At 51.3% G+C, this 12,138-nt stretch carries 11 protein-coding genes and 1 tRNA gene; 9 read left to right on the top strand and 3 right to left on the bottom strand.

Going from position 1 to position 12,138, the window contains the following annotated elements:
• Positions 1-4: 4 nt before the first annotated feature.
• The 3 genes from HN413_09690 to HN413_09680 all read right to left on the bottom strand — a co-directional run bounded on the left by HN413_09690 (position 5) and on the right by HN413_09680 (position 3,842).
• Complete coding sequence (locus HN413_09690) at positions 5-697, bottom strand: VTC domain-containing protein (GenBank protein ID MBT3390671.1); 693 nt, start codon at positions 695-697, stop codon at positions 5-7.
• 127 nt (positions 698-824) lie between these two features.
• Entirely contained in the window at positions 825-2,171 is a 1,347-nt protein-coding gene (locus HN413_09685; GenBank protein ID MBT3390670.1) for a DUF4956 domain-containing protein, read from the bottom strand.
• Positions 2,172-2,189: 18 nt separating this feature from the next.
• Positions 2,190-3,842: a PKD domain-containing protein gene (locus tag HN413_09680; protein MBT3390669.1), complete on the bottom strand. Its 1,653-nt coding sequence runs from the start codon at positions 3,840-3,842 to the stop codon at positions 2,190-2,192.
• A gap of 170 nt (positions 3,843-4,012) precedes the next feature.
• Here HN413_09680 and HN413_09675 point away from each other — a divergent pair, with 170 nt between their 5' ends.
• From HN413_09675 to mgtE, 9 genes are all read left to right on the top strand, one after another.
• Positions 4,013-5,515: a hypothetical protein gene (locus tag HN413_09675; protein MBT3390668.1), complete on the top strand. Its 1,503-nt coding sequence runs from the start codon at positions 4,013-4,015 to the stop codon at positions 5,513-5,515.
• A gap of 174 nt (positions 5,516-5,689) precedes the next feature.
• Complete coding sequence (locus tag HN413_09670; protein MBT3390667.1) at positions 5,690-6,391, top strand: 1-acyl-sn-glycerol-3-phosphate acyltransferase; 702 nt, start codon at positions 5,690-5,692, stop codon at positions 6,389-6,391.
• Positions 6,392-6,435: 44 nt separating this feature from the next.
• Positions 6,436-6,517, top strand: a tRNA-Leu gene (locus HN413_09665).
• A gap of 158 nt (positions 6,518-6,675) precedes the next feature.
• Complete coding sequence (tig, locus tag HN413_09660; GenBank protein MBT3390666.1) at positions 6,676-8,163, top strand: trigger factor; 1,488 nt, start codon at positions 6,676-6,678, stop codon at positions 8,161-8,163.
• Positions 8,160-8,765 (top strand): ATP-dependent Clp protease proteolytic subunit, encoded by a 606-nt coding sequence (locus tag HN413_09655; protein MBT3390665.1) that lies wholly within the window; start codon positions 8,160-8,162, stop codon positions 8,763-8,765. Before tig ends, HN413_09655 begins: the two co-directional genes overlap by 4 nt.
• A gap of 97 nt (positions 8,766-8,862) precedes the next feature.
• Positions 8,863-9,660 carry an HAD-IIA family hydrolase gene (locus tag HN413_09650; protein ID MBT3390664.1) on the top strand — a complete coding sequence of 266 codons (798 nt, stop codon included), beginning with the start codon at positions 8,863-8,865 and terminating at the stop codon, positions 9,658-9,660.
• Positions 9,660-10,712: a 23S rRNA (adenine(2503)-C(2))-methyltransferase RlmN gene (gene rlmN, locus HN413_09645; protein MBT3390663.1), complete on the top strand. Its 1,053-nt coding sequence runs from the start codon at positions 9,660-9,662 to the stop codon at positions 10,710-10,712. Before HN413_09650 ends, rlmN begins: the two co-directional genes overlap by 1 nt.
• A 117-nt stretch (positions 10,713-10,829) precedes the next feature.
• Entirely contained in the window at positions 10,830-11,066 is a 237-nt protein-coding gene (locus HN413_09640; GenBank protein ID MBT3390662.1) for a hypothetical protein, read from the top strand.
• A 17-nt stretch (positions 11,067-11,083) separates the two neighbouring features.
• Positions 11,084-12,138, top strand: a 1,055-nt coding sequence (gene mgtE, locus HN413_09635) for a magnesium transporter (protein ID MBT3390661.1), incomplete at its 3' end; no start/stop codon positions are given.

Below are 12,138 nucleotides of genomic sequence, written 5' to 3'. Positions count from 1 at the left end.
ATTTTTACAAATAAACTCGTTCAATCCCTTGCACAAATTTCGAACTGCGCGTCATGCGGAACGGAAACGCTGACGCAATTCGCCCGGCCCGGGAATCATCCTCACGTTGATACTTCAATTCTACAACAATATCCTGATAATCTACCTGCCGATGTAAAAAACGGTTGCTGAATTTATTTAGATGGTAGAAGGTCAGTCCTGTATCGACAGTGACACGGAAACGTCTATCGGGGGTGGCAAAATACCAGCGCAAATAGCGATTGACTAAAACCGGCTCAACGGAAAGCAGATATTCCCGCACATCTTTGGGCAATAAAGAAGCCTGAATAGCCGCCCTAAAACTACGCCCCGTAAAAGTCGTATCGAAATCAAAACGCGGGAAAGCGTATTGCGCTTTGGTGCCCATCAAACCGCGCTTAATCTTGAACTCTAAAACCGGATCGTCCACCCGGCGAAATAGATCGTGATACCAGCGTACGCGCGCCTTGCGCCGCGCATCGATACCATCCACATTATCGAAGAAATTCTCCATCAGGGGCGAATCCAGATAGATATTGTTAATATAACGCGGCGGATAAAGCTCCGAAAACATGGCCGGATGCTGTTTGATTATCGCAATCGCCTGACTCGCATCCAGTTGATCCACAAAAAATTTGCGTTCATAACGATATTCGCGTACTGCTGTGTTTGATGTCATCGAGCTTTTTCCATACAATCATCTCTCGCCAAGCTGCGAGGCTGCCAAATTTTTCTTTGTGACTTAGCAACTTTGCGCGAGATAAGGTTTTGTCCAATTCGCTTGTTCAGGCATTTAAGCCCTGCTTCTACCAAATACCCTTATTATCCAAAAAGGTAATCTCCAGCGCATCGGAAAGATTGCGCAGAGCTGTCTTCCCTGCCCGAAGTTGCGCCATATTGCGGAATTCCGCCAGGAAAGAGCCTTCCAGGTTTTGAGCTGTATCGTCAAAGCGGATCAACTTTAACTGAGTGCAATGCGGTTTCAGCGCATCCATAATCATCTCCAACTCTACCTTCGCTGGGCCGTGGCTGGCAACCGTAATATGCAAGTTAAAATCTGCCTGTCGCCCGCGGAAGAGACGCATCAACCCCAAGACAAAAATGGCGACCACCAGCGCAATCACCGTAATCAGGCGTTGATTATCCCCAAGACCAATTCCGATGCTAATAGCAAAGAAGAGATAGGCTAACTCTTCCGGCTCTTTTATCGCGGCGCGAAAACGCACAATCGAAAGCGCACCGACCAGACCCAATGAAAGGGCTACCGACGAGCGCACTACCAGAATAATAAACGTAGTCGTCACCGAAATCAAAATAAAGTTGGCCGCAAAACGCCGCCGGTTGGAGAGGGATGAACCCCAATGCACATACACCCGGCTAAGAAGATACGACATCACCACCGAAAGCAACAGATTGATGACAAAAGTGGTTAGCTGTGTGGGATTGGCCTGCGAAGTGGATAATTCGGCGATTAAGTCATTGACACTGAGGCGAGCAGCAGGAACGGCAGACGCGGCCGGCAGGGCTGATTCAGCTCCCGCAGCGGGGGCCTGCTCCGGGGGCTGTTCCCCACCCGCGAGCGTGTCCGCCGTCAGCGTCAGGTCATCAAATTCGACCGCGGCTTCCCCCTCCACCCAAAAGCCAACTCCGCCTCCTTGCAGGGGCTCCTCTTCCGTAGCCTGAATGACAACTTCCCCATCCAAACTGACTTGATGGCTGCCCGTGCTGTATTGAATCCCAATCGTCTGCCACTCACCGGAGGCTCCACTCCAGGGGGTTTCCCCCAGTGCGGTAGGTTGGCCGTCTTGCGCTCTTTCCAGCACAAGCATGTCTTCATGGAAAATTAAGGAGTATTCTCCTTGCTCGCCCATTGCGTAACGAATGAAAATTACGCCGGGGGCTGTTTGCCTGATTTTAACACTCAGGTTTCCAGCCGCGAAATCGCCAAATTTGACGGCGAAATCGCCGGGCTGAATCTGGAGCACACCAGCCTGCACAGCCGCGCCTTCCGAGCGTTCCCAGCCTGAGAGGGCTTCATCATCGAAGGTTTCGGTCGTGGAGCCTTCTTGCGCCAGCGCGCCATTGAGCGGCGCGAGAAAAAGCGTCATTAGAATAAGCAACGCCAGGGTTTTGAATAGCGTTTGTGGTTTCATTGTATCCTCCGTACGACATTATTTACTCTGCAAAACGCCTTGCACATATTCAGCCCGCTGTGCGGTCAGGTCAACAACCTGTTGCCAGGCGGAGTCGAATTCTTCGAGCGAGGATTGCGCCGTATCGCCCAAGTACATTTTGTCACCATCGCCCTGGAGCAGATACGGGCGCACTAAATCGTGCCAGGCCTGTGCCTGCGCGCCAATCTGGTCTTTATTAAAATAGTGTCGGATGAGCAAATCCAGATATGCCTGATAAGTCTGGCGATATTCTTCGACCTCGAAAACATTAGTAAATAGGGGCCTGTACTGCAACGGCCCGATGCTCTGTTCTTGCCCGAAGATTGGATAATCATAATCACCGCCAAACATCCCCCACGAGTTGCCCATATCCCAGGCCACCCACTCGAATTTGTCGCTGCCTGGATCATGATATAGATAATAATTATTGCCCGTGTCAGGATACTGGTCAAAATTGAGCGTCAGAAAAATAACTGCCAGATAGCGCAGGTAGCCGTCCACATTGAAAACCTGTTCGAGCGCGGCGGCAAACTCTTCGGGGCTGGCGTACTCCACACCGTCAATCACATAGCACAGGTGGATAATATCACTGTAATCGGCTTCTGCGGGGTCTTTATACATCAGGGCGTAAGCTAATTCGCCGCGCGGCATGGGGTAATCTTCGATATTCTCGCCATAATAAGCCAGATCGGCCGCACCCTCTTCGAACCAGGCATCGGCTTTATAGAGATTGCCCTGGTCATTCTCGCGCCCAAACCGATTCGCCAAATATTTCGTATCGGGGCGTTCTACCATTGTATACACACCCAAAAAGTCGGCGGGTTTTTCATCGTCAGTAATATCCACCCAGAATTCTACAAAGGCCGTGTGCCCGGCGTTGACACCGGCGAAACGCATCATATCGTAGGCTATTTTCTCGCGCAGCATGGAGGGGTCGCCAAAATTATTGTGGAAGATTAGCATTTTCAAATTCTGATATTCTTGCTCCGGAAGATAGGCGTTCATATCGAGCTTGAAGGGCTTTTTGTCGCCGGAGAACGCCAGGGTGCTGTTGCCTTTGGGGCTAATGCCAATTTGCTCAACCCGCTCCCCAAAAATGACCGCGTCTGCCGGGACCATGAGTTTCGCCCCCGGGTTAGCCATCATGGCCTCCCAATTGGCCTGTGTCAGGCGCACTTCCACTTTGCGCACACGGCTGTCATCGAAGACGGTCCAATAATCCACGCTGCTAGAAGCCGGATGCTTAACCTGTACCTGCACCTGCGACACAGCAGATGCGCCGTCGGCGTTGGTGACGCGCAGCGAAATGGTGTACTCCCTCGGCTTGGAATACACATAGGTTGCATAGCCCCCTGCGGATGTGGCGTCGGTTTCAAAGGAGCCGTTGCCATCTAAATCCCACTCGTAGCGGAGGGATTCTCCCTGAGGGGAACGCGTGCCAAAGGCGCTGAAGTAAACCGTCAGCGGTGCCCAACCCCGATTGGGCAAGGCATACGCAAATACCTGGATATTCGCATCGGGGGGAGGGCTGGTTGCCGGAGCCGAGATAGAACTGATTCCCACCCAGAGGATAGCCCCCACCACAAAGAGCAAGATCACGCCCAACTCTATAATGTGCAGCAGCCCACGATCTCTTACCCACTCCCGCATGACAGCCTCCTTGTCCTTAGCTACTTTGAAATTATACTAGGCTTTTCCTTGACTACCCAACCTCGAACAGAAAGATGCCGAAATAAGGATTATTTGGCTATTGATTTTTGGGTGAATCTTGATATAAAAAGCAAGGTAGCACGTATTTGGGAGTCACTAAAGGAGATAAAATGAATACAAAAATACTTTCTGGTCGTTTGTTGTTGGTGTTATTCATCCTGCTGCTGGCGATCTTGGCTTGTGGCCGTGAGCAAAATGTGGCAATCGTAGAAAACGAACCGGCACAAACACAAGAAACATCCCAGATTGAGGATTCATCCCAACCAGTGCAGTCAGAAACAGTTCAAGAAGGAGAAATACTCTTCCAAGATGATTTCCAGGATGGTCAGCCTGACCGATGGGATATCACCGCAGCCTGGGATGTACAACAATCTGGAGACGTATATACCTTTGCAGCCAGCGGCAGCGGCGGAGCCTGGGTGCCAGAGGGGAATACCTGGAATAACTACGCCTTTGAAGCCTCCGTACGCCTGGATGCGGGCAGCTTGCTGCTGGGCCACAACCTGAGTCAGTCCGGTCGCTATTTAGTACGCCTGGATGAGTTCGGTCTCTATCTCATCAAAGAAAATCCAGCCAAGAACTATACCGTCGTGGCGCAAACTGGCCCTGTCTCGTTAGGTGAATGGCACCAGCTAGATACACGCACCCATGACGGCCATATTCAGGTCTATGTTAACGATGAGCTATGGGTTGATTTTACAGATAGCGCGCCCCTCACCCGAGGATCTATCGCTGTTATTGCCCAAGATGGCTCTCAGGGGGAAGTAGATAATATCCTGGTGACTAAAATCGGTCCGTTGCCTGATGGATTAACAGTACACGCACCGCCACCGCTAGATGTGGAAATTGAATTGGATATGGAGGACGATGGTATTGCTCTGGATCAGATTCCCGAAGCCGAAAACCAGGGCGATCCACAAGAAAATCAAACATTCTCTGGCTTGCCAGACCTGATTGTCTTGGAAGCGACCTATGATCCTGATCCAGTTATCAGCGGCCAGCCATTTGTAGCCAGCTATGTTATCCAAAATCAGGGGGATTCCCCCTCAGGCGCTTTCACATTGCTTTGGAAATTCCACGAAGCAACAGGAATTGGGGTTTGTTCCTGGGATTATGCTGAGTTGGGCGCAGGCGAAACCGTTTGGGGCGGATGCACAAAGACAACTAACGCCCAACCGGGACAATCTCCAGCGCGCCTGATTATAGATTCCGAAGGCGAAATCAACGAGAGCGACGAAAATAACAATGAACTCGCAACAACACTGCAGGTGATCACATCGGCCGAAGACAGCGGCGGCGAAGCAGATTCTGCCCTCCCTGACCTGGTCGTAGGTACAATGGGTTATGTACAGCGTAAATTTAGGTGCGAACTGGTGAATTATGGCAATGGCGTTGCGCCAGCAGGAGCACGCGTAACAGCCTTTGCCAATGGCAATAAAATCAGTTGGGAAGAAACAACTGAACCGCTCCCCAGTGGCGCCAGCGTAATGATGTACTTCCCGATTGACCTTGATATAGGCGAAATCGAAACCGCACGTTGCATTGCTGATCGAGGAAATTCCATCGCCGAATCAAACGAAGACAACAACGAATTTGTATGGTGGCCTGAATAGAATTGGGTGCGCGCGTCATACAAATCGGGTAGTGCCTGATATAAAAATAATGTACGAATATATGCGGGTGTTACTGGTATACTTCAGCCCGCTATGAGGAAACCAGGAATACAGGATTTTTTATGTCTTCCTGGTTTCTTCATAACATTACTCTTTCCCATCAAGGAATAATCGATGCCATTTGAAATCTTCTTCCGAAAACTCATCTCACTCATCCTGCGGCTAACCTGTAAGATTGATTTAATCGGCATCGAGAACGTCCCTGCGGAGGGCAAGTGTATTCACGCCGCCAACCATATTGGCCGCTTGGACGCAACACTGGTATATCACCTGATTGATCGCCGCGATATTATCCTCACACCCGCCGAAAAATATAGCAAAGTAGCTTTTTTCCGTTGGGCGGCAAAATCGCTGAATGCCATATTTTTAGACCGCTTCAACCCGGATATTGGCACATTGCGAGCCGTGATGAAACGTCTGCAAAACGGCGGATTGCTGGCAATTGCACCCGAAGGGACGCGCAGTAAAAGTGGAACCCTCATCGATGGGCAACCAGGGACAGCCTATTTGGCTGCCAAAACGCGTGCCCCAATTCTCGCGGTGGCGCTCATGGGAACTGAAGACCGCCGCGTGTTGGAAAATTTGCGCAAGCTGCGCCGCTCTTCGGTACGCGTCGTCATCGGAAAACCGTTTTTGCTGCCCCCACTAGATGCAAAAAAGCGCGACGAGCAACTCCATCAATCCACCGAAGAGATCATGTGTCAAATTGCCGCGCTGCTGCCCGATTCGTATCACGGCGTGTATGCCGACAATCCACGGATTGCAGCGATACGTTCCGAAATCGAAAAAACGCAAATGACCACAGATGAATGTTGAATGATTGACGCACTTCCTCCCCTGACGTATAATTCCCATCTGCCGGGGAAGTGCTGGAATTGGCAGACAGGCGTGACTTAGGATCACGTGCCGAAAGGCGTGTGGGTTCGACCCCCATCTTCCCCACTGAAACAACAGGGCGTCAAATTCGACGCCCTGCTTCACGTTTTTAGGTAGTTCGTTAGAAGCGTATAAAAACTTCTCAAAACAATGCCCTGAAACATCAGCTCTGCCAGGGGCGTGATATAATCCACGCGATTTTGTAAGCAATAAAGGACGTCATCTTGAAAATTGAAAAAGAATATACCGACGATCATCAGATCAAAATTAATGCCGTAATTGAAGCCGATCCCTGGGAAAAAGCCAAGTATCAGGCCGCCAAACGCCTGGCCAAGCGCGTAAAAATTCCCGGTTTTCGCCCAGGCAAAGCCCCCTACAATGTTATTCTTCGTACCGTTGGCGAAGCCGCCGTCACCGAAGAAGCATTGGAATTGCTCGTTGACGATATTTATCCAAAAATTTTGGATGAGGCCGAAATTGAACCCTATGGCCCCGGCAGTCTGGATGAGGTCACATCCTTTGATCCGCCAACTTTTGATTTCGTCGTCCCGCTAAAACCTGAAGTGGAATTGGGCGATTATAAATCGCTTGAAATTGCTTACGAACTGCCTGAAGCCAGCGAAGAAGAATTCGAGCAGATGCTGGAAAATTTGCGCAAACAACATGCCCAATATGAAACTGTTGATCGTCCCGCCGAAGATGGCGATGCCGTCTATCTGCGCGTGAATGCCAGCATTCTCGGTGTTGAAGACCCCGAAGAAGCTGAATTATACGATCAGCAATTCTCATCGGCGCGTCTTGGGGAAGAAAATAGCGCAACGGATCGCCAATTCTTTGATGGCTTTTCCGCCCATCTCATCGGCATGGGGAAAGATGAAGAAAAAACTTTCACGCACACCTATCCCGAAGATTACGAAGAGGAAAATCTGCGAGGCGCCGAAGTTGAATATACGGTGTTCATTACCAATGTGCAAAGTTATTCGCTGCCCGAATTAGACGATGAATTCGCCAAGACGGCTACAGAATTCGAAACTATCGAGGAAGTGTACGCAGACCTGCGCAAATATATGGCAGAGCAGGCACAAGAAAGTTACAACGACGAGTACGAAAATCAGGTCATTGACCGGCTAATCGAAAGCAGTACCATCAAATTCCCCCCTCAGGCAGTCGAGGACGAGAGGAAAAATATCATCAGCAATCTCGAATATCGTCTCTCGCAGCAAGGCCTCAACCTGGATATTTACAAGCAATTCCGCGGGGGCGATGAAGGCGGATTTGACCAGGAAATTGCCGAAACTGCCGAGAAAAATGTAAAGCGCGAATTAGTGCTTTACAAAGTCATTGATGCTGAAAAAATTCAGCCCAACCAGGAAGAACTCAGCGATACAACCGGACGCGCCATCGATAACGTCACCGCAAAGATGACGCCCAAAGAAATCAAAGAGTTGCAGCAAGATGGACGTCTGTTTAACATGGTGAACAGCATCGCTATGGATTTGACTTTCCGCAAAGCGGTGGAATATCTCAGCGCGATCGCCAAAGGCGAACCGCTGCCCGAAGCCAGCGAAGCGGACGAGACCGAAGCTGGTGAGGCTGACCCAGAGAGTGAAATCACCCCCGAGGAAGCCGCACCCACCCCAACATCCGAGGATGAAACACCTCCTGAGGTTGGTGAATCCACCCCCGAAGAAGACGAAAGCGAGGACGCATGAATATCCAATTTCCCAATGCGTTAACCCCCTATGTGATTGAATCATCCCCGCAAGGCGAACGTCTATATGATGTTTTCGCCATGCTGCTAAAAAACCGCATCCTGTTTTTGGGCACCCCGATCAACGATCAGGTTGCCAATCTCGTTGTGGCGCAACTGCTGCACCTGAGCAAAGAAGATGCCGAAGCGCCCATCCAGATGTATATCAACTCGCCGGGCGGGCAGGTATACGCCGGGCTGGCGATTTACGACACCATGCAGATGATTCCCAACCAGATCAGCACGGTGGCCGTGGGCATGACCGCCTCCTTCGGTACCGTATTGCTGACCGCGGGCGCTAAAGGCCAGCGTTATGCATTGCCACACGCCACAATCCACATGCACCAGCCTTTGGGCGGCGCGCAAGGCCAGGCCACGGATATTCAAATTCAGGCCAAAGAAATCCTACGTTTGAAAACTCGCCTGAATGGTATCCTTGCCAAACACACCGGTCATGATGAAGATCAGATCGAAAAAGACACCGACCGCGATTTCTGGATGGATGCCGAAGAAGCCAAAACCTACGGCCTGGTCGATGAAATTTTAGAAGCGCCCGAAAAATAATACGCTAATCCGATTGAACCACGAAGGGCACAAAGGAACACAAAGAAAAACTTTGTGAACCTGTGTGCCCTTTTTAGTTATCAGTTTGAGAGATTCTATGACACCGTTAAATATCCGTTCATTGCGAGCCCTGATTCTAGATATGGATGGGGTAATCTGGCGAGGCCAGGAGCCAATTGGTAATTTGCCCCAGATTTTTGCTACAATCCAGCAACGTGGATTGGGCGTGGTTATGGCCACCAATAATTCTACAAAAACGCCCGTCCAGTATATTCAACGCATGGCGGGCTATGGCGTGTCACTGGAACCCTGGCAAGTGGTCAACTCGTCTGAGGCCACGGCAGCCTATTTGCGAGAAAAATTCCCCGCGGGTGGGGCGGTGTATATTGTCGGCGAGGGGGGGCTATTCAGCACGTTGGAGGCACATGGCTTTTATCACAGCGAAACAGAAGCTCTGGCAGTCGTGGCTGGACTTGATAAAAAACTGTCATATGAGAAACTCATGCAAGCTAATGCCTTTATCCGCGCGGGGGCTATCTTTGTAGGCACCAATCCCGACCGCACCTTCCCAACCCCTGACGGGCAGGTTCCCGGCGCAGGTGTGATGCTGGCAGCCATCGAAGCAGCTTCGTATGTGGCTCCGCTTATTGCTGGCAAACCCCAAACTGGCATGTATGCATTGGCCTTGCAACGCCTGGGGGTTAGCGCGGCAGAAACATTGGTTGTAGGTGATCGTTTAGAAACCGATATCGCCGGCGGTCAGAATATTGGCGCGCCCACCGCGCTGGTGCTATCCGGTGTAACCACCCGTGCCCAGGCAGAGAAATGGCAGCCAGCACCCGATTTAATTGCGGACGATTTGACTGCGCTGCTGGCAATGCTAACCGAGGATTAATGACTGACGACCGACAATCAACAACGAAACCCTATATCTTTGATCTTGATCTAAACGAACTGACTATGCTGCTCAAAAGCTGGGGCGAGCCGGGCTTCCGCGCCAAACAGATTTGGCAGGGTTTGTATCAGCATTGGTGGCTTCAGCCCGAAGAATTCACTACGCTCTCGAAAGCATTGCGCCAACGTCTGGCCGATGAAGTTGAATTCAGTCATTTGCGCCCGATTACCGAGCTAAAATCATCCGATGAGGAAACGCTGAAAACGCTGTTTTTTCTGCCCGATGAGCATCCAATTGAAACTGTGCGAATGCGCTACAACAAGCGCCGCACGCTGTGCATCTCTACGCAGGCAGGCTGCGCGATGGGCTGCACCTTCTGTGCGACGGGGCAAATGGGTTTCTTGCGCCATCTCAGCAGCGGAGAAATTGTTGAACAAGTTATCTACTTCGCGCGCCGTCTGGCCGCACAAAACGAACGCGTGACCAATATTGTTGTTATGGGGATGGGCGAGCCGCTGCATAATTACCAACCCACGCTGGATGCGATCCGGCGGTTGAATCACCCTGAGGGGATGAATCTTGGCGCGCGGCGTTTTACAATTTCGACAGTGGGGCTGGTTCCACAAATTCGGCAGCTTATCACCGAAGATGTGCAGATCAACCTGGCAATTTCGCTGCATGCTGCCGATGACGAATTGCGCGCCACGATGCTGCCTGTGAATCGCCGTTATCCCATTGCTGAGCTAATGGCTGCGGTGCAGGAATATGCCCGCGCCACGCGGCGCCGCGTTACCTTTGAGTGGGCGTTGATCCAGCAGATCAACGACACGCCAGAACAAGCCAAAAAGTTGGCTGCCCTCCTCAAGGGCATGTTAGCTCACGTTAACCTGATTCCGCTCAACCCTACACAGGGCTTCAAGGGCGAAGCCTCCAGCCAGGGCCGCGCGCGCCAATTCCAGCAAATTCTGGAAAACGAGGGAATCGCCTGCACAATCCGCCTGCGCCGCGGTATCGATATTCAGGCCGGTTGCGGTCAACTCGCAAGCAGGTAAGATTCAAGAAGAATATAACCGATTGACTGTAAAAATCAGGGGGGTTCAAAATGAATTCGTGCTAAAATCAACTACATATTTTCCCCTGGCCCGCGCTACAGGAAAGGAGAACCATCGATGGATGCTCAGATCATTCGTCTCGTTTATCCGTCTCACTTGCTGGATGTCCCTATCATCAATCAGCTCATCCGCCGTTTCGATCTCACGGTGAATATCCTCCAGGCGCAGGTAACCTCGCAGGATGGATGGGTTGAAATTCAACTCACTGGTAAGGCGCACACCATTGAAGCCGCAATCACCTGGCTGATTGAAAGCGGCATTGAAACGCAGCGTATTGTTAATAAAACCAACTGACAGGGAGCATTCTTTTCATGACCGACATCGCAAAACTCACCCCCCTGGTAGAACTGATCCACAAGGCGCTTGAATCGGAGCACTTTGCGCAGGCAGCGTTGCTATTCTTGCGCCTGCACCCAGCCGACCGCGCCGATGTCTTCGAACTGCTCAACGAAGAGGACCGCGGGCGCATCCTGGAACACCTGGATATCGCCACCACAGCCGATCTCTTCGATGAGCTGGAAGATCAGCAAACGGTTGAAGCGGCTGAAATTATTTCCGTGGAACGTCTCGCCGACGTGCTTGACGAGATGGACCCCGATGAGGCCGCCGACCTCCTGGGTGATCTAAGCCCCGAGAAAGCGGAGCAGGCCATTATCGAGATGGAAGATGCTGATGATGTGCTTCCGCTGCTCGATTACCCCGACGAGACCGCTGGCGGGCGGATGACAACGGCCTTTGTCAGCCTGAATGCCAACATCACCGCCGACCAGGCTATCCAACACTTGCGCCAACTCAGCCCCGACAGCGATATTCCTTACTACCTTTTTGTACGCGATGACAATGAAAAAATCGTCGGCGTGATTGGCCTACGTGATCTGGTCGTCACCAGCCCAGAGAGATCCATCCGTGAGATTATGGATCCCGATATTATTTCGATCTCGCCGCATACCGATCAGGAACAAGCTGCCCGTATGATGACGCATTACGACCTCTCGGTGTTGCCGGTGCTGGATGAGCACAATCATCTGATCGGTATTATTACCCACGATGATATTCTGGACGTGATTGAAGATGAGGCCACCGAAGATATTTACCGCCTGGCGAGTGTGGCCGATACCGATTTGCAACCCGAAAGCGGCACATACGTGCAACTACGCGGCCGCCTGCCGTGGCTTTTGCTCAACACGCTAACCGCACTGTTCGCCTCGTGGGTTATCAGTATTTTTGGCGATCTATTTGTGCAAGTCGCGATATTGGCATTCTTCCAATCGGTGGTTGCCGGGCAGGGCGGCAGCGCAGCCAGCCAAAATGTCGCTATGATCGTGCGCGCTATCGCGCTTGGTAAAATAGAGAAATCCCGTATTAT

Source organism: Chloroflexota bacterium (assembly GCA_018648225.1).
GTDB lineage: Bacteria > Chloroflexota > Anaerolineae > Anaerolineales > UBA11858 > NIOZ-UU35.
Note: the sequence above shows the minus strand (reverse complement) of the source record. Positions and strands in the feature narration are given on the sequence as shown.

Excerpts from the sequence above, each read along its gene's own strand:
- HN413_09650 (MBT3390664.1), top strand. The coding sequence starts at position 8,863 with ATGACACCGTTAAATATCCGTTCATTGCGAGCCCTGATTCTAGATATG.
- HN413_09655 (MBT3390665.1), top strand. The coding sequence starts at position 8,160 with ATGAATATCCAATTTCCCAATGCGTTAACCCCCTATGTGATTGAATCA.
- HN413_09685 (MBT3390670.1), bottom strand. The coding sequence starts at position 2,171 with ATGAAACCACAAACGCTATTCAAAACCCTGGCGTTGCTTATTCTAATG.
- HN413_09675 (MBT3390668.1), top strand. The coding sequence starts at position 4,013 with ATGAATACAAAAATACTTTCTGGTCGTTTGTTGTTGGTGTTATTCATC.
- HN413_09640 (MBT3390662.1), top strand. The coding sequence starts at position 10,830 with ATGGATGCTCAGATCATTCGTCTCGTTTATCCGTCTCACTTGCTGGAT.
- HN413_09670 (MBT3390667.1), top strand. The coding sequence starts at position 5,690 with ATGCCATTTGAAATCTTCTTCCGAAAACTCATCTCACTCATCCTGCGG.
- HN413_09680 (MBT3390669.1), bottom strand. The coding sequence starts at position 3,842 with ATGCGGGAGTGGGTAAGAGATCGTGGGCTGCTGCACATTATAGAGTTG.
- HN413_09690 (MBT3390671.1), bottom strand. The coding sequence starts at position 697 with ATGACATCAAACACAGCAGTACGCGAATATCGTTATGAACGCAAATTT.
- rlmN (MBT3390663.1), top strand. The coding sequence starts at position 9,660 with ATGACTGACGACCGACAATCAACAACGAAACCCTATATCTTTGATCTT.